This window comes from Pseudomonas sp. NPDC087342 (assembly GCF_044744265.1).
GTDB lineage: Bacteria > Pseudomonadota > Gammaproteobacteria > Pseudomonadales > Pseudomonadaceae > Aquipseudomonas > Aquipseudomonas nunensis.
The window spans coordinates 123,499-140,026 of sequence record NZ_JBIUXZ010000011.1; the positions used below are offsets into that span (position 1 = coordinate 123,499).

The 16,528-nt window shown below is 59.8% G+C and carries 14 protein-coding genes; 5 read left to right on the forward strand and 9 right to left on the reverse strand.

Annotated features, from left to right (window positions below):
* Positions 1 to 229 precede the first annotated feature (229 nt).
* Positions 230 to 1,198 carry a LysR family transcriptional regulator gene (locus ACIOYV_RS21235; protein WP_123405442.1) on the reverse strand — a complete coding sequence of 323 codons (969 nt, stop codon included), beginning with the start codon at positions 1,196 to 1,198 and terminating at the stop codon, positions 230 to 232.
* A gap of 322 nt (positions 1,199 to 1,520) precedes the next feature.
* On the opposite strand from ACIOYV_RS21235, the gene ACIOYV_RS21240 reads away from it, so the two are divergent.
* The 4 genes from ACIOYV_RS21240 (at position 1,521) to ACIOYV_RS21255 (ending at position 6,494) form a co-directional block, all read left to right on the forward strand.
* Complete coding sequence (locus ACIOYV_RS21240; RefSeq protein ID WP_401326749.1) at positions 1,521 to 3,044, forward strand: efflux transporter outer membrane subunit; 1,524 nt, start codon at positions 1,521 to 1,523, stop codon at positions 3,042 to 3,044.
* A 190-nt stretch (positions 3,045 to 3,234) separates the two neighbouring features.
* Positions 3,235 to 5,430 carry an FUSC family protein gene (locus tag ACIOYV_RS21245; RefSeq protein WP_401326752.1) on the forward strand — a complete coding sequence of 732 codons (2,196 nt, stop codon included), beginning with the start codon at positions 3,235 to 3,237 and terminating at the stop codon, positions 5,428 to 5,430.
* Entirely contained in the window at positions 5,420 to 5,620 is a 201-nt protein-coding gene (locus ACIOYV_RS21250; protein ID WP_007896379.1) for a DUF1656 domain-containing protein, read from the forward strand. The genes ACIOYV_RS21245 and ACIOYV_RS21250 overlap by 11 nt, the downstream gene beginning before the upstream one ends.
* A 10-nt stretch (positions 5,621 to 5,630) precedes the next feature.
* Positions 5,631 to 6,494 carry an efflux RND transporter periplasmic adaptor subunit gene (locus ACIOYV_RS21255; RefSeq protein ID WP_401326755.1) on the forward strand — a complete coding sequence of 288 codons (864 nt, stop codon included), beginning with the start codon at positions 5,631 to 5,633 and terminating at the stop codon, positions 6,492 to 6,494.
* Positions 6,495 to 6,674: 180 nt separating this feature from the next.
* Here ACIOYV_RS21255 and ACIOYV_RS21260 read toward each other — a convergent pair whose 3' ends face one another.
* The 3 genes from ACIOYV_RS21260 to ACIOYV_RS21270 form a co-directional block, all read right to left on the reverse strand.
* Complete coding sequence (locus tag ACIOYV_RS21260; protein ID WP_401326758.1) at positions 6,675 to 7,706, reverse strand: sel1 repeat family protein; 1,032 nt, start codon at positions 7,704 to 7,706, stop codon at positions 6,675 to 6,677.
* A gap of 194 nt (positions 7,707 to 7,900) precedes the next feature.
* On the reverse strand, positions 7,901 to 8,299 hold the full coding sequence (locus ACIOYV_RS21265; RefSeq protein WP_401326761.1) for a DUF4440 domain-containing protein: 399 nt from the start codon (positions 8,297 to 8,299) through the stop codon (positions 7,901 to 7,903).
* Positions 8,296 to 9,666 (reverse strand): MFS transporter, encoded by a 1,371-nt coding sequence (locus ACIOYV_RS21270; protein ID WP_401326764.1) that lies wholly within the window; start codon positions 9,664 to 9,666, stop codon positions 8,296 to 8,298. Before ACIOYV_RS21270 ends, ACIOYV_RS21265 begins: the two co-directional genes overlap by 4 nt.
* Before the next feature lie 111 nt (positions 9,667 to 9,777).
* On the opposite strand from ACIOYV_RS21270, the gene ACIOYV_RS21275 reads away from it, so the two are divergent.
* Complete coding sequence (locus tag ACIOYV_RS21275; protein WP_401326767.1) at positions 9,778 to 10,659, forward strand: LysR family transcriptional regulator; 882 nt, start codon at positions 9,778 to 9,780, stop codon at positions 10,657 to 10,659.
* 91 nt (positions 10,660 to 10,750) lie between these two features.
* On the opposite strand, the gene ACIOYV_RS21280 is transcribed toward ACIOYV_RS21275, so the two are convergent.
* From ACIOYV_RS21280 to ACIOYV_RS21300, 5 genes are all read right to left on the reverse strand, one after another.
* Complete coding sequence (locus ACIOYV_RS21280; RefSeq protein WP_401326770.1) at positions 10,751 to 11,749, reverse strand: hypothetical protein; 999 nt, start codon at positions 11,747 to 11,749, stop codon at positions 10,751 to 10,753.
* A gap of 152 nt (positions 11,750 to 11,901) precedes the next feature.
* Positions 11,902 to 12,924 carry a sel1 repeat family protein gene (locus ACIOYV_RS21285; protein WP_401326773.1) on the reverse strand — a complete coding sequence of 341 codons (1,023 nt, stop codon included), beginning with the start codon at positions 12,922 to 12,924 and terminating at the stop codon, positions 11,902 to 11,904.
* 322 nt (positions 12,925 to 13,246) lie between these two features.
* Positions 13,247 to 14,071, reverse strand: coding sequence for an SDR family oxidoreductase (locus ACIOYV_RS21290; RefSeq protein ID WP_401326776.1), 825 nt, complete (start codon positions 14,069 to 14,071; stop codon positions 13,247 to 13,249).
* 32 nt (positions 14,072 to 14,103) lie between these two features.
* A complete protein-coding gene (locus tag ACIOYV_RS21295; RefSeq protein WP_054049742.1) occupies positions 14,104 to 14,568 on the reverse strand; it encodes a hypothetical protein in 465 nt (154 codons plus the stop codon).
* A 267-nt stretch (positions 14,569 to 14,835) separates the two neighbouring features.
* Complete coding sequence (locus ACIOYV_RS21300) at positions 14,836 to 16,287, reverse strand: mannose-1-phosphate guanylyltransferase/mannose-6-phosphate isomerase (protein WP_054616081.1); 1,452 nt, start codon at positions 16,285 to 16,287, stop codon at positions 14,836 to 14,838.
* Positions 16,288 to 16,528 lie beyond the last annotated feature (241 nt).

Here is a 16,528-nt window from a genome sequence, read left to right on the forward strand (position 1 = left end):
CCCGGTAGACCCGAAGGTCTCCCGCGCACAGCCGCCATAACATTGCTAGCGGAAAAAAGCGCCGCAGTATGCCATGTGCTGAGGTGAGGTATCGATTCGGGTTTTCCAGACCCGGTCACTGATGCGTCAGTGACCCCCAAAGCCTATCCACTTCCCTTCCCACACAACAACCGTCAAAACACGTCGGAAACGTCCTCGAAAATCCGCAGTTTGTAGGACCGTCCGTAGCTCAATTCGCCAGTCGCGCGCCGGCCAGGCTTCCGCTCAATTCATACGCCGTCAGTTCCGCCTGATGCGCCGCCAATATCTCCGGCAACGACCCGCGCAGGTACTCGACCCACGTCTTGATCTTCGCATCCAGGTACTGCCGCGACGGGTAGATCGCGTACAGATTCAGCTCCTGCGAGCGGTAGTTCGGCATCATCCGCACCAGCGTGCCGTTGCGCAGCCCTTCAATCGCCGCGTACACCGGCAACACGCCCACGCCCATGCCGCTGGTGATCGCGGTTTTCATCGCGTCGGCGGAGTTCACCAGAAACGGGGAGCTGTTAATGGTGACCATCTCCTGGCCTTCCGGGCCGTCGAACGTCCATTTTTCCAGCGGGATCACCGGACTGACCAGGCGCAGGCAGGCGTGGTTGAGCAGGTCGCTGGGTTTTTGCGCACAGCCGTTGGCTTTCACATAAGCCGGCGAGGCGCAAACGATGCTGTAAGTGATGCCCAACCGCTGGGAGACGAAACCCGAGTCCGCCAGTTCGCTGGCGAGCACGATGGACACGTCGTAGCCCTCGTCCAGCAGGTCCGGGACGCGGTTGGCCATGGTCAGGTCGAAGGTCACGTCCGGGTGGGTCTTGCGGTAGCGGGCGATCGCGTCGATAACGAAGTGCTGGCCGATGCCGGTCATGGTGTGCACTTTCAGTTGCCCGGCGGGGCGGGCGTGGGCGTCGCTGGCCTCGGCTTCGGCTTCTTCGACGTAGGCCAGGATCTGCTCGCAGCGCAACAGGTAGCGCTTGCCGGCCTCGGTCAGGGCGATGCGGCGGGTCGTGCGGTTGAGCAGGCGGGTTTGCAGGTGGGCTTCCAGGTTGGAAACCGCGCGCGAGACGTTGGCCGTGGTGGTGTCGAGTTGCACGGCGGCGGCGGTGAAACTGCCGGCCTCGGCCACGTAACTGAAGGCGCGCATGTTTTGCAAGGTGTCCATGGGGTGCTCTCGGGTTCGATGGCAAATTGTGACACGAAGTTTCAGGGTCTGAGACCCCGACCAAGGGATTATCGCAGTAACGGTAACAAAGATTCACAGGAATCCCAGCTTATCGCCAACCAGGCCCACCCCTAGAATTGCGCCACCGCAGGAACTGACCTACGAAACAAACCTTGTGGGAGCGAGCTTGCTCGCGATGACTGAGTGCCAGTCGACATCAATGTTGAATGACAGACCGCAATCGCGAGCAAGCTCGCTCCCACAAGGATTGCGGCGCCCACAAAATCTCGTGCCTCCCTCCACTTTTCAGGAATTTGCAGCAGTGCCGCGTCGCATCAACAGAGCGCTCAAGACGCTCAGTGTTTTGGCTTTAACCCTGGCAATCAGCGGCTGCATCGGTACCGGAGGTATTGCCCCGCAGGGCAAGGCGCTGGAGGCTGATTCGCTGGCCACCGACGAAGCCATCCAGAACGCTGCACAGGACGCACACTGGCCCACCGCGCAATGGTGGCAGGCCTATGGCGATCCGCAACTGAATCGCTGGATCGACCTCGCCGTGCAAGGCAGCCCGACCATGGCCATGGCTGCCGCCCGGGTGCGCCAGGCCAAGTCCATGGCTGGTATCGCCGAATCTGCCGAGTCGTTGCAGATCAATGGCGAATCGACCCTCAAGCGCCACAACTGGCCGACGGATCAGTTCTACGGCCCCGGCGAACTGTCCAATACCACGACTTGGGATAACAACGCCTCACTGGGCTTCAGCTACGCCCTCGATCTGTGGGGTCGTGAAAGCAACGCCACCGAGCGCGCCGTGGACATGGCGCACATGACCGCCGCTGAAGCACGGCTGGCGCAGCTCGAATTGCAGAACAACATTGTGCGCGCCTACATCGAACTCTCGCTGCATTACGCGCAACGGGACATCGTCGCCGCGACGTTGAAACAGCAACAGCAGATCCTCGACCTCGCGCAAAAACGTTTGAACGGCGGGATCGGTACGCATTTCGAAGTCAGCCAGGCCGAAACACCGCTGCCGGAAACCCACCGGCAGATCGACGCACTGGACGAAGAAATCGCCCTGAGCCGCAATCAACTCGCGGCGCTCGCCGGTAAAGGCCCGGGTGAGGGCGCGCAGTTGCAGCGGCCAACCTTGTCACTGGGCGCCGCACTGAAATTGCCGTCGTCGCTGCCCGCGCAGTTGCTCGGCCAACGCCCGGACGTAGTCGCCAGTCGCTGGCAAGTCGCGGCCCAGGCCCGAGGCATTGATGTGGCCCACGCCGGCTTCTACCCCAACGTCGATCTGGTCGGCAGCCTCGGCTACATGGCCACGGGCGGCGGTGCGCTGGAGTTTTTGACGGGCAAGAAACTCAACTACAGCGTTGGCCCCGCTATCTCGTTGCCGATTTTCGACGGCGGTCGTTTGCGTTCGGAACTGGGTGAAGCGTCCGCCGGGTATGACATCGCGGTGGCTAAGTACAACCAGACGCTGGTCAATGCGCTGAAGAACATCTCCGACCAATTGATCCGCCGCGAGTCGATGGACAAGCAGCAAGCGTTCGCCGCCGAATCGGTGGCCACGGCACAGAAGACCTACGACATCGCGATGATCGCCTACCAGCGCGGGCTCACGGATTACCTCAACGTGCTCAATGCCCAGACGTTGCTGTTCAAACAGCAGCAGGTTCAGCAGCAAGTGCAGGCCGCGCGGTTGAGTGCGCATGCGGAATTGGTGACGGCGTTGGGCGGTGGGCTTGGTGCTGGCAGCGATGTGCCGAAAGACAGCCAGACCGCCGCCCCGAAAACCCCGGCGACTATCTCTAGTGCAGTTCAGAGCATCTTGAATTGAACACAAAACCTGTGGTGAGGGGGCTTGCCCCCGTTGGGCTGCGCAGCAGCCCTAAAACCTGCCATCGCGCTGTTTCAGAGACATCGAATTCACTCGTTTTACGACGGCTTCGCCGCCGAGCGGGGGCAAGCCCCCTCGCCACAGGTACGCGCGGTTCCACAGGATTTTGCTCGACTCAGGTTTCTTCTCAATGAGCAGGACTTTGCCCGCACCGCTGCGCTGGCTGTATTCCCTCGAATGGCGCCGGGGCTTTTACGACTGGGCACGCAGCGATGGCGTGACCTGGGTCTACATTTTCAAAGTGCTGCTCGCCGCGTTCCTGACCCTGTGGCTGGCCATGCGCCTGGAATTGCCGCAACCGCGCACAGCGATGATCACCGTGTTCATCGTCATGCAGCCGCAAAGCGGTCACGTGCTGGCCAAGAGTTTTTATCGCTTCCTCGGCACCCTCGCCGGGTCAGCGGTGATGGTGTTGCTGATCGCGTTGTTTGCGCAGAACACCGAACTGTTCCTCGGCTCATTGGCGATCTGGGTTGGCCTGTGCACGGCCGGCGCGGCGCGTTATCGCAACTTCCGCGCCTACGGTTTTGTGCTCGCCGGCTACACCGCAGCGATGGTTGGTTTGCCCGCATTGGCACACCCGGACGGCGCATTTATGGCGGCGGTCTGGCGGGTGCTGGAAATCTCGCTGGGGATTATTTGCTCAACCCTGATCAGCGCCGCGATTCTGCCGCAAACCACCAGCGCCGCGATGCGCAACGCGTTGTATCAGCGCTTCGGCGTGTTCGCGTTGTTCGTCACCGACGGCTTGCGCGGTCGCAGCAAACGCGAGGCCTTCGAGGCGAGCAACGTGCGCTTCATCGCCGAAGCGGTGGGCCTGGAAGGCTTGCGTAGCGTGACGGTATTCGAAGACCCACACATGCGTCGGCGCAACGGTCGGCTCAGTCGCTTGAACAGCGAATTCATGAGCATCACCACCCGCTTCAACGCCTTGCACCAGTTGCTCGAACGCTTGCGCAGCAGTGAGGCGGACCACGTAGTGGCGGCGATCAAACCCGGTTTGCAGGACCTCGCCGAATTGCTCGACGGCTTCAGCGGTCGGGCGCTGACCAATGCCGATGCCGCACGCCTGGTCACGGCGTTGACCGCGTACAAGGAAGGTTTGCCGGCGCGGGTGCGCAGCCTGCGCGCGACTTTCCAGGAGAGCGAGCCGAGCGACGCCGAGCAGCTGGATTTCCACACCGCTTACGAGCTGCTATATCGCTTCGTCGACGACCTGCACAGTTATGCACAGACCCACGCGTCCCTGGCCGATCACAGTCACGCGCGGGAGCAATGGGACGAGCCGTTCACCCCGCAAACCAACTGGATGGCCTCGGCGGCGTCGGGGATTCGCGCGGCGTTTATTCTGGTGGTGCTCGGCAGTTATTGGGTCGCCACCGCGTGGCCAAGCGGAGCGACGATGACGTTGATTGCCGCCGCCACCGTGGGCCTTTCCGCAGCGACGCCGAACCCGAAACGCATGGCGTTCCAGATGGCGTGCGGCACGTTGCTCGGGGCGCTGATCGGCTTCGTCGAGATGTTTTTCATCTTCCCGTGGATCGATGGTTTTCCGTTGCTGTGCGTGATGCTTGCGCCGGTGATCGTGCTCGGTTCGTTCCTGACGTCACGCCCGCAATACGCCGGGGTCGGCCTCGGGTTGCTGATCTTCTTCAGCACTGGTTCGGTGCCGGACAACCTCACGGTCTACAACCCCTACACCTTTATCAACGACTACATCGCGATGGTCCTCGGCATGCTGGTGTGCGCCGCCGCCGGCGCGATCATCCTGCCGCCGAACAGCCGCTGGTTGTGGCGTCGGCTGGAGCAGGATTTGCGCGAGCAAGTGGTGTACGCGATCAGCGGCAAACTCAAGGGCTTGGGCTCCAGTTTTGAAAGTCGCACTCGGGATCTGCTGCACCAGGCGTATGGCTTGGCTGTGGGTTCGCCACAGGTGCAGCGGAACTTGCTGCGCTGGATGTTCGTGGTGCTGGAAGTCGGCCACGCGATCATCGAATTGCGCAAGGAACAGGCGATTCTGCCGGTGCATCCGGCCTATGCCGAATCCCAGCCGTGGCGTCAGGCAATTCGCGTAATGGGACGCTCGCTGGTGCGGCTGTTTTTGCAACCGAGCCAGAGCAATCTCGAGCGCGGATTGATCGCGGTCGATCATGCGATCAGTCGCGTGCAAGCCACCGATGAACCGTTCGCCCCGCACTTCGACACGTCCGCGTTGCGTCGGGTGAAGAGCTATCTGCACTTCATCCGCACCTCGTTGCTCGACCCGCAATCACCGCTTGCCGGCTACATAAAAGCTACGGTCAAAGGAGTTGAACATGCCGCGTGAAATCGCCTTCCACGGCGTGTATATGCCGACCATGACGCTGATGTTTTTCATCGCCGCGGCACTGGCCTGGGCGCTCGACCGGTTCTTGTCCGGGTTCGATCTGTACCGCTTCTTCTGGCACCCGGCGCTGCTGCGCCTGAGTCTGTTTACCTGTCTGTTCGGCGCCCTGGCGCTGACGGTCTACCGTTGAGAACGTACTGATGAAAAAGCTTTTCAGCCTGCTCGCGACCCTGCTGGTACTGGCCCTCGCGATATGGATCGGCCGGACCCTGTGGGTGCATTACATGGACACGCCGTGGACCCGCGACGGTCGCGTGCGCGCCGACATCATCAACGTCGCCGCCGACGTCACCGGCGAAGTGGTCGCCGTGCCGGTGCGTGACAACCAGTTGGTGAAGAAGGGCGATTTGCTGATGCAGATCGACCCCGAGCACTACCGCATCGCGGTCAAGCAGGCGCAATCATTAGTGGCTTCGCGCAAGGCCACGTGGGAGATGCGCAAGGTCAACGCCCATCGCCGCGCCGACATGGACGCGCTGGTGATTTCCAAGGAAAACCGCGACGACGCGAGCAACATCGCCGACTCGGCCCTGGCCGACTACCAACACGCGCAGGCGCAACTGGAAGCTGCCGAACTCAACCTCAAACGCACCGAAGTTCGCGCCGCCGTGGACGGTTACGTGACCAACCTCAACGTGCATCGCGGTGATTACGCGCGCATCGGCGAAGCGAAAATGGCCGTGGTCGATATGAACTCGTTCTGGGTCTATGGCTTCTTCGAAGAAACCAAATTGCCGCATGTGCGAGTGGGCGATAAGGCTGATATGCAACTGATGAGCGGCGAAGTACTCAAGGGGCATGTGGAGAGTATTTCCCGCGGCATCTACGACCGCGATAACCCGGAAAGTCGTGAGCTGATTGCCGATGTGAACCCGACGTTCAACTGGGTGCGGTTGGCCCAGCGCGTGCCGGTCAGGATTCACATTGATGAAGTGCCGGAGGGCGTGCTGTTGGCGGCGGGGATTACCTGCACGGTGGTGGTGAAGCAGGCAATTGCCGAGTAAGCGGAAGATCAAAAGATCGCAGCCTTCGGCAGCTCCTACTGGTATGTACAAAACCCTGGAGCTGCCGAAGACTGCGATCTTTTGGGGCCATTCAACTGCAAAACGTCTCCTGCAAATGCCGCCAAACCACCCGCCCGGATTCGAGTTTTTCAAACACCGCCGACGATCCAGGTTCCGGTGTTATTTACTATTCTTGGCCAAGATAGCCAAGGCCTTGGCCACAACTTCATCGATGTTCATTTTTTTATCGTTCAGCACCGCACGCACTGCCGGGTTCTGCCATAGATCCACAGCTGGGCCAGTGGATTGCGTGCGTCTGGCGATCAGCACGTAAGCGTAAAGTTGCTGGCGTTTGGTGAAGTCCGGGTAGAGGCTCAATGTATCCACAACACTGGCCATGAGGGCACGACGCTCCACGGGGGACATGCCCTCGAACGCCTCTGGATGATTGATGTAAACGTCCGCCGAATGCAGCGCGATTTGTTCTTTGCGATGCGCCTGTTTCAAGACTTCCTGGCTGGTGATTTGGCTGAGCAGTTGGTTGTAGTGCCGATCGCCTTCAGCGATTTGTCCGGGATTCATATTTATTTTTAGTGCGGCGATCTTTTCTGCGTCATCCTGAATTCTCGCCCAAGCATAGGCGACGGGCATATTGCCCTGCTCGCTGCTCAAACTGATCAAATCTTGTCGTGAATCGAAGTCGCCATGCCGTGCGGCGCGTTCCAACCAGCGCATGCCCAAAGTCTTGTCCTGTTCCTGGTCCAACTTGCCGACGATGTAGACGTCGGACAGACTCGATTCTGCGCAGGACTCATTTTTTGATGCCGCGTAAGCCAGGTAATTGAAAGCTTCGCGATTGTTTTCCGGACTTGGCCTACTGCCAACCATACCTGCCAGAAAGCAAAGACTTCGGGTGTACTCCGGGGCGGCCATGATCATACAGTTCTTGGCCATTTGCAGTTCCTTGCTTTCGATCAGCACACGTCCTATGCCATAAAGACGTTCGTCTTCATCGTATTGCATGCTGCCTAAGCCATACAGAAGTTCGCTGTCCATGCCTGGCTTGCAGTATTGGTTGGCAACGGGCTTGGGCAATAGCTCCTGGATACTTAAGTTGGGCAGCTCTTTGTTCAGCTTCTCGTCCGGTGACAAAGCATCACAGCCAACAAGCAAGGCGACTATTGCCAATGGCAGCACATTATTGAATTTCAATGACAGTTCCCTGAGGTGCAATTGCGCAAAGGAGGGAGCCTGGATTTTCAGGAGAAGGGCGGAGGGTGAATTTCAGCCGTTCCTTGCTCCAATGTGCCAGCGCTTCCATGCGATTGAGTGCGCGCATTCTACGGGTATTGCCTCAGACAACAACCAGGCAATGAGCCATGGATGCACGGGCGCTGGCGGTTGCGTCAGCCTTGGTAAAACGTCTCCTGCAAATGCCGCCAAACCACCCGCCCGGATTCGAGTTTTTCAAACACTGCCGTCGACCGTCGATCCGAGTGCAACCCTGTCGCATCGGTCTGTTGCTCGCGATAACTCACCGTCGCGCCGCGTTCGTGCAGGGCAATCCCGCACATCTCGCTGAGTTCGATATTGAACCCGTTCTTCTTCCCGCCTGCCATCCGAAACAACCCCCGCAAGGCCTCAAGATCCAACACCCGCCCCAAGGGTGAAACCATGGAAAACTGCGGGGAAAAACGCGCCAGCAAACTATCCAGTGCAGTTTCGTCTTGTTCCTGGGCGAACCATTGTTCGATGGCCACGTGGGCCTGGATCACTTCGTCAAAGTAGTCGGTGTAGTCAGTCATACGGATTTTTCCTGAAGGGCAGGTGAAGTGAGCAGAGCGAGGATTTTCGTTGAATCTAGACGCAGGACGGCGGCCATTGGCATCACGGTCAGCAGTGCCGCCGCGAGGAAGCAGTAGTTGAAACCTTGTGCGCCCAACGCGCCGAGTAATGAACTCAACAGCGCCGCGCCGAGGCAGAAACCGAGTTGGCGATTGATGTTCCACAGGGCGCTGGCGTGGCCCATTTTTTCAGGCGCGATGCCGACAAACGCCAAGGTCTGGGCGGTGACGCTGCACAGGCTGCCGCCCAGGCCCATCACTGCGTAAGCGATGATCAGCAACGGGCCGACGGGCTGTGCGGCGCGTGTCAGCAAGAGGATGCCCAGGCACTGCAACAGCATGCCGGTGATCAGTAACGGCTTGGGTCCGATGCGGTTGAAGTTGCGTTTGCCCAACAGGATCGCCACACCCGAGCCCGCCGCCCACGGCAACATCAACGCGCCGATTTGCGCTGCGCCGAGACCGAGGTCGTGCAGGTACAACACGGCAATCAGGTGGGTGCCGGTAAAGATGCCGGGCACACAGAGGTAGATCAGCATCGCTGTGCGCAGTGATTGATTCTTCATCAGTTGCAGGTCGAGGATTGCTGCGGGTTTTCGCCAGCCGTCGCGCAGGTACAGCGCCGCCATTGCCGCGCTGGCGATCAGTCCGAGCACGCCGAGAAGACGAGTGTCCGGCTCACTCAACAGGCTCAGGGCAATCAACAACAGACTCAGGGCCGAGACGGCGAGTAGCAGGCCGCGAGCATCGAGTGTCGGGCGTTCACTGGTGGCTTGATCGGGTTTCAGCCACAGCGCGGCGAGGCTGAGTGCGAGCAGCGCCAGCGGCACGTTCAGGTAGAAAATCCAGCGCCAGGACAACGCCTCGACGATCAACCCGCCGGCCGCCGGCGACAGCGCGGGCACCATCAGCGCCACCAGCAGCACCACACCCGTGAAATGCGCACGCTGGGCCGGAGGAAACTGCCGATAGGCCAAGGCCTGGCCGACCGGAAGCAGCAACCCGCCACCGAGCCCTTGCAGCAATCGCCAGCCGATCAGGCTTTCAATCGATCCGGCCTGCGCCACCAACCCCGAAGCGATCCCGAACACCAGCAGCGAACCGAGGATCAGCCGCCGCTCACCGAGCCGCGCCGCCAGCCACACGCTCATCGGAATGATCAGCGTCAGCCCGAGCATGTAGGCGTTGCTGATCCACGCCAGTTCGGTCACCGAAGCGTCTAATTCCCGGGCAATGTCGGGGTAGGCGATGGTGGCCACGAACATGTTCAGCAAGTCGAGGGCGAACCCCAGCAAATACACCAGCGCGACTTTCGAGCGATAGGCCATGGCCACTTTCCCTGTAATAAGGCGTGCAGGGTAGGGCGCTTGCGGCGTTAGGAAAACGCTGGTTTGCCTGCTAGTTTGTCAAAATTATTTTGACAAATGAGTGCCGCGAGCATGGTCAGCCTGGACCGTTTTGACACTTTCAAAGCCGTGGTCGAGGCCGGGTCGTTGACCGCAGCGGCCGAGACGTTGGGGCAGACCCGCGCGGTGGTGAGTTTCAACCTCAAGCGCCTGGAGGAAGAGCTGGGCGTGACCTTGCTGACCCGCAGCACCCGGCAATTGGCGTTGACCGATGCCGGCGAGCGTTTTTATCGGCGCTGCTTGCGCACCCTGGACGAGGCCCAACTGGCCATCGAGGAAGCCCGTTCCGAACATTCACAGCTCAAGGGCACGCTGCGGATTACCACCACGGTGGAGTTTGCCCTGGCTCAGGTGGTGCCCGCGCTGGGTGTGTTTCGTGAGCAGCATCCGCAGTTGAGCATCCACTTATCCACCTCCTCGACCCACGCCGATCTGATTTCCGAGCGTTTCGACGTGGCGATCCGATTGGGCCGGATGCTCGATTCCAATCTGCGGGCAGTGCAGTTGTCGACGTTCGAGATTTTTGCGGTGGCGGCGCCGGGGTTGGTCGAGCGTTTCGGGACGGTCGATACGCTGCCGGCATTGGAATCGTTGCCGACGTTGGGGCATGGACGAGTGCCTGAACTGACGGTGAACGACCCGGCCGGGACGGAGTATCTGTACCAACCCAAACCGGGGAAAACCGCGATTGTCGCCGACAACTCGGCGACGCTGCGGGCCTTTGCGTTGTCCGGGCAGGGTGTGGCGATTCTGCCGCAGTGGCTGATTCAAGAAGATCTGGACGCGGGGCGGTTACAGCGCTTGTTGGCGGATCATCGATTCGCGCAGCAGGGGGTGTATGCGCTGTACCCGGACACTCGGCATCTGCCGCTGAAGGTGCGGGCGTTTATTGATTTCATGAAGGGGTGGGGTTGAGGTTTTGTGGTGGTTGTTCTGGCCTCTTCGCGGGCAAGCCTCGCTCCTACAGGGTTTGTGTTTGCCCGGGTCTCTTCGTTGGTAAGGCGTCTTACAGTTGCGCCTGGCTGAGGATGACTTCGGCCTTCTTCACTGCATCTGCCACGTCCAGTTCTTTGTCACTGAGCAGCGCCATGACCTGCGGATTTTTCAGGACGTCGGCATTGCTGCTGTGCAACTGAGCCTGTCGTGAAATGATCACATACGCGTAAAGCTGATCACGGGTGGTGAACTCGGGACGAGCACTCACTGTGGCCAGTGCGTTCTCCATAAAGGCATGGCGATCTATCGGCGACAATCCCTTGAAGGTGTCGGGGAACTGCATATGGAGGTTCGCCGAGTACACCGCGATGTTTTCCTCTCGCGCCTCTTTACGCACCTCGTCGTTGCTGGTCACTTTTTTGCTCAGTTGCTCGTAACCTTTTTCTCCTTCGCTGAGTTGCTGCGGGTTCATTCGTTGTTTCAGCGAGTCGATCTGTGCCTTGTCGTCGAGGACTCTGGCCCAACTGTAGGCTTCGGGCAGATTGGCTTTGTTGGTGTGTATTCGAATCATGGTTTGCTGGGCGTCCGGATCGCCATGGCGTGCGGAGCGTTCCAGCCAACGCAAACCGAGGTCGGTGTCCGGCGTCTGTCCGCGCATGCCGTAGGCAAAGTTCTGGAACATGCTGAACTCGGCGCACGAGTCATTTCTGACTGCGGAATACGCCATATAGATGAAGGCTTCCTGATCGCGCTGGGCGCCGTCCTTGCTCGTGTCGTGTTCCGCGATGCTTGCCAGATAACACAAGGCCCGGTCATGGCTGGGCGCGGCCATGATCAGGCAACTGCGGGCTTGTTCGGGCTTTTCGTCGTTGTACAACTGGTAGCCGATGCCGTAGAGCAGATCGCTGTCCAAGTTGAGGTTGCAATACTCGTTGGCGACGGCTTGCGGTAACAGTTCCTTGAGGCTGAGCTTGGGCAGGGTGGCGTTCAGCGTCTCGTCTGGCGATGGCGTGCCGCAGCCGACAAGCGCGGCGGCCAACGCCAGCGGCAGCAGGTTTTTGCATTTCATTGGATATTCCTTGATCGCGGTTGAGGCGTTTCGTCCGTGGCGCAGGCACGGCGTGGGGCAAAGGCTGTTACTGGCTCTTGCCGAGGATGACCAGCAACTCGGCCGCGAGCGTGGAACGAGGGAGCACGCTCCCTCGCCACGGCTGTATCGGTTTACCTGTAGAACTTGTTGACCACCAGCAGGCCATGCTCGATGGTTTCAGCGACCGACAACTCCTTATCTTCCATAAGGGAGACGATCCGCTGGTCATTCGCGATATTCGCGTCAGGTTTTTTCAGCAGAGCGGCGCGATTGATCACGATATAGCTCAGCACGTGACCACGACTCTTGGTGAACGGCAGGTCCATGGCTTTGTACATCGACTGCTTTACGTAGTCGTAGCGCTCGGCAGACGACAGGCCTTTGAAGGTGTCCGGATAGTCTTGATAGATTTCGGCGGAGTAACGGCCGACGTCTTCTTCCCGCGCTTCGGCGAACATGGCTTTTTTGCTGGTGACCTGGCCAGCGAGCTCGGTATAACGCTTTTCACCGTCGGCGATTTGCGCGGCGGTCATCTTCGTTTTCAGGGCATCGGCAGCAGTCGAGTCATCGTCCTTGGCCATGATCTTTGTCCAGGCGTAGGCGGCGACCAGGTTGCCTTGCTCTTCGTACTGCTCGATCAGTTCCTTCTGAGCCTCGGGGTAACCATGCACCGAAGAGCGCTCAAGCCAACGGCTGGCCAGCGCATGATCTTGCGTGGCTCCGCTGCTGCCGTATTGGTAGGCCTGATAAAGACCGAATTCTGCGCACCAGTCATTCTGCATCGCCGAATAGGCCATGTAATTGAAGGAGTCGCTGTTGCGTTGATCCGGGTTTTTGCTTTCGTCCTGGCCGGCGATCATCGACAGATAGCAGAAGGCGCGAGGGTGTTTCGGCGCGGCCAGTTCCAGGCAGCTTTTGGCGGTGTCCCATTCCTGATCGCCGTACAGTTGAAAACCGAGGCCGAACAAAATGTCGCTGTCCATTTGCGCGTTGCACTGTTCATTGCTGGACGGTGACGGCAGCACACTTTGCAAGGTCAGCTTGGGCAGCGTGTCGTTGAGGGAGGGCTCTTTGCTGGTGGTCTGTTCGGAGCTGGCGCTGCAGCCGGCCAACAAGGCAACAAAGGCCAGTGGCAGCACGTTGAAAATGTTCAATGGATATTCCCTGATCTGCGATTGAATAAAGGTCGCATGGAACGAGCAGGGGAAGAGCGGGAAGGCAAAGTAATCCGTGCTTCAGTTTTAATGCCAGCGATTCCATGCTGTTTGAGTCGGCGTAAACGCGTCGAAAGTCTCAAGTGCGCGCATTCTACTGAAAGCACCCGGGTATACAAACCTGTATGGATGCGGCGCCGGCGGTGTGATCGAGTTGTTGCCGCGATGTCTCTGGGCCTGAGCCTCGCCATGGGCACCATGGCGAGGCTCAGTCTGATGATGATCGTGACGGTCTGGCGCCAATAGACCCGGTTTGCCACGCTCAGAGTTGGCGATTCAAACCGAAGCGCTTCATCAAGGTCGACTCCAGCAACCCCTTGGGCAGCAACGTTGCCAGCAGTGGCAATGCCCGGCTGCCATTGCCGATGCGGATCAGCCGTGGAGGTTTGCTCTGTTGCACTGCTTTGAGCAACTCAGCGGCAAACTCACTGGATGGCGTTGGTTTGTCCTGCGACGCCTTGGCCCGCGCTCGAATACCCTCGCGCAATGGAAACCACGGCGATTGTTCGGTGATCAATTGTTCGGCTTCATGCCCGGCGTTCTTGGCAAAACTGGTGTTGATGGCGCCAGGCTGGACTTCCATCACGCGGATGCCGAATGGCGCCAGCTCCATGCGCAACGCATCACTCAAGGCATGCACCGCGGCTTTCGAGGCGCAGTAGGCGCCAGCGAACGGCGTGACCAATACGCCGGACACGCTGCCGATATTCACCACAAGCCCCTTGGCCCTGCGCAATACCGGGAACAACGCCTGGGTGACGCCGACAATCGAGAACACATTGGTTTCGAACTGGCGCTGCATCGCCGGCACGCCGCCATCGAGCAGCGGCCCCATGGCGCCGTAACCGGCGTTGTTGATCAGCACGTCGAGGCCACCATGTTGCTGGTTGATGCGTTCGCTCAACTGCTGGAGTGCGGCGCCATCGTTGACGTCCAGTTGCACCGCCGTGAAACCGGCAGCCGCCAGAACCGCGACGTCTTCAGCTTTGCGGGCACTGGCCCAAACTTCGTAACCGGCGGTTTTGAACACATCCGCCAGGGCGCGGCCGATGCCGCTGGAACAACCGGTAATCAACGCAACGGGCATGGCGCGGTCCTTGTGCAATAAGAAGTGGGGGATCAGTCGGAGAAACTACCCTGCAAATGCTCGGCGCGAAACTCCAGGGTTTGTGGACGGTAACCGGGACGCAGTGGTGGCAGCGGCAAGCAGTCTTCCCAATTGGCGCCGGCCTGCAATTCGCCGGGGCCACGGTAACGCGGGGCGGCGTATTGATTGTCGGCCAGGTTGACCGTGTCGCCGGGCGCGTAAGCGGCGATGCGCCAGCGCAATTCGGTGAGCGGCACGTCGTTGCCGTTGTTCATCGTCAACTGCAACGGACGATCCGCCGGGCACTGTTCCGGCGCGTAGGTGATGCGCAACTCAAGGCGTGCCAGTTGCTTGACCTCGCGATTGTCCAGCCAGATTACCCACGTGGCGACCAGGCCCAGGCCGATGGCGGCAGCCACGGAGACCGGCAAGGCTTTGGCCGGGTAGCGCAGCAACAGGATCAGCCAGGTAATGACCAGCAGGACGCCGATGAACATGTCGCACAACCTCGGGAGGGGAGAGGGTCATCCTACCTAAGCGCGGGTGCGGTTGGCGATGGGGATTAAATCTTCAGCGTCTGGTCGGGCCTCTTCGCGAGCAAGCCCGCTCCCACATTGGAACGCGTCACCTGTGGGAGCGGGCTTGCTCGCGAAGGGGCCCTCAAAGGCTGCGAGAGATCCAGGCAAAAAAAAGCCCCCGCCCAACCCGCTGCGGATAGGGAAAACGCAGCGGGCTGGACGGGGGTTTCTTGTTTTACAGATCAATCACTGCGCGATGGTTTTCACCGAAACGCCGCGTTCGATCGGGGTCGAGCGACCGTAGATATCTTCGAAGCGCTCGATATCGTCTTCACCCAGGTAGCTGCCCGATTGCACTTCGATGATCTCGAGTGGAATCTTGCCCGGGTTGCGCAGACGGTGGACCGAGGCGATCGGGATGTAGGTCGACTGGTTTTCGCAAAGCAGGAACACGTTCTCGTCGCAGGTGACTTCAGCGGTGCCGCTGACCACGATCCAGTGTTCGGCGCGGTGGTGGTGCATTTGCAGCGACAGGCACGCGCCCGGCTTGACCGAGATGTGCTTGACCTGGAAGCGCCCGCCCATGTCCACCGAGTCGTAGGAACCCCACGGACGATAGACTTCGCAGTGGTTCTGGGTTTCGCTGCGGCCCTGTTCGTTGAGGGTGTTGACCATTTGTTTCACGCCTTGGACCGAGTCCTTGTGGGCGATCATCATGGCGTCCTTGGTTTCGACGACCACGATGTTTTCCAGGCCGATCACCGACACCAGTTTGCCGTTGCCGTGGATCATGCAGTTTCTGCTGTCCTGGATGACCACGTCGCCTTTGGACACGTTGCCATTGGCGTCTTTTTCATTCACTTCCCACAGCGACGCCCAGCAACCGACATCGCTCCAGCCAGCGGTCAACGGTACAACGCAGGCGCGCTGGGTTTTTTCCATCACGGCGTAGTCGATGGAATTGTCCGGGCAGCAGGCGAAAGTCGCTTCGTCGAAGGTGATGGTGTCGGCATCTTGCTCGCTGCGCTCAAGGGTCAGCAGGCAGGTGTCGTAGATGTCCGGGTCGTGCTTTTTCAGTTCTTCGAGGAAGCGGCTGGCGCGGAACAGGAACATGCCGCTGTTCCAGAAATAACCGCCGGACTCGACGTATTCGGTGGCGCGCTTGACGTCAGGTTTTTCGACGAAGTGCGAGACACGGCTGACGCCTTCAGGCAGCAGCGAATCATTGGTCGACTTGATGTAGCCGTAGCCGGTTTCCGGTTTGGTGGCCGGTACGCCGAACAGCACCATCTCGCCGTTTTCCGCCGCAACGGTGGCCAGGGCCAACGCGCGTTGCAGGGCTTTCTGGTCTTCCAGGACGTGGTCGGCTGGGAGTACCAGCATCAACTCGTCGCGACCTTCGTTGACCAGCATCATCGCGGTCAAGGCCACGGCCGGCGCGGTGTTGCGGCCGAACGGCTCCATCAGGATGCGCTGAACTTCGAGTTTGCGATTGTTCAGTTGCTCGTTGACGATGAAGCGGTGGTCCTTGTTGCAGACCACGATCGGGGAGTCCATGCCTTCGAACACCAGGCGTTCCAGGGTTTGCTGGAACAGAGTGTGTTCGCCGGTCAAGGCCAGGAACTGTTTAGGAAACTGTTTGCGCGAAAGCGGCCAAAGACGTGAGCCGCTACCACCTGACAAGATTACCGGAATCATGTTGTTACTCCTTAAAATCGATTGGTTAGAGCTACTGCGTTCTGTCGTTTCACTCTTGTTCTTGTTCCGTAGTCAGGCCGGATCATGTAGCAGCTGCCGAGCCTGCGAGGCTGCGTTCGGCGGCGCAGCCGTCGTCAATCCAGACAACACGGTCTCTCTGAAAGACCGCATTTACCGGTTTACGACGGCTTCGCCGCCGGACGCAGGCTTCGCCAGCTGCTACAGGGGATCACCGTCCTGA

Excerpts from the sequence above, each read along its gene's own strand:
- ACIOYV_RS21270 (WP_401326764.1), bottom strand. The coding sequence starts at position 9,666 with ATGGCCTATCGCTCGAAAGTCGCGCTGGTGTATTTGCTGGGGTTCGCC.
- ACIOYV_RS21275 (WP_401326767.1), top strand. The coding sequence starts at position 9,778 with ATGGTCAGCCTGGACCGTTTTGACACTTTCAAAGCCGTGGTCGAGGCC.
- ACIOYV_RS21235 (WP_123405442.1), bottom strand. The coding sequence starts at position 1,198 with ATGGACACCTTGCAAAACATGCGCGCCTTCAGTTACGTGGCCGAGGCC.
- ACIOYV_RS21295 (WP_054049742.1), bottom strand. The coding sequence starts at position 14,568 with ATGTTCATCGGCGTCCTGCTGGTCATTACCTGGCTGATCCTGTTGCTG.
- ACIOYV_RS21300 (WP_054616081.1), bottom strand. The coding sequence starts at position 16,287 with ATGATTCCGGTAATCTTGTCAGGTGGTAGCGGCTCACGTCTTTGGCCG.
- ACIOYV_RS21250 (WP_007896379.1), top strand. The coding sequence starts at position 5,420 with ATGCCGCGTGAAATCGCCTTCCACGGCGTGTATATGCCGACCATGACG.
- ACIOYV_RS21265 (WP_401326761.1), bottom strand. The coding sequence starts at position 8,299 with ATGACTGACTACACCGACTACTTTGACGAAGTGATCCAGGCCCACGTG.
- ACIOYV_RS21255 (WP_401326755.1), top strand. The coding sequence starts at position 5,631 with ATGAAAAAGCTTTTCAGCCTGCTCGCGACCCTGCTGGTACTGGCCCTC.
- ACIOYV_RS21290 (WP_401326776.1), bottom strand. The coding sequence starts at position 14,071 with ATGCCCGTTGCGTTGATTACCGGTTGTTCCAGCGGCATCGGCCGCGCC.
- ACIOYV_RS21280 (WP_401326770.1), bottom strand. The coding sequence starts at position 11,749 with ATGAAATGCAAAAACCTGCTGCCGCTGGCGTTGGCCGCCGCGCTTGTC.
- ACIOYV_RS21245 (WP_401326752.1), top strand. The coding sequence starts at position 3,235 with ATGAGCAGGACTTTGCCCGCACCGCTGCGCTGGCTGTATTCCCTCGAA.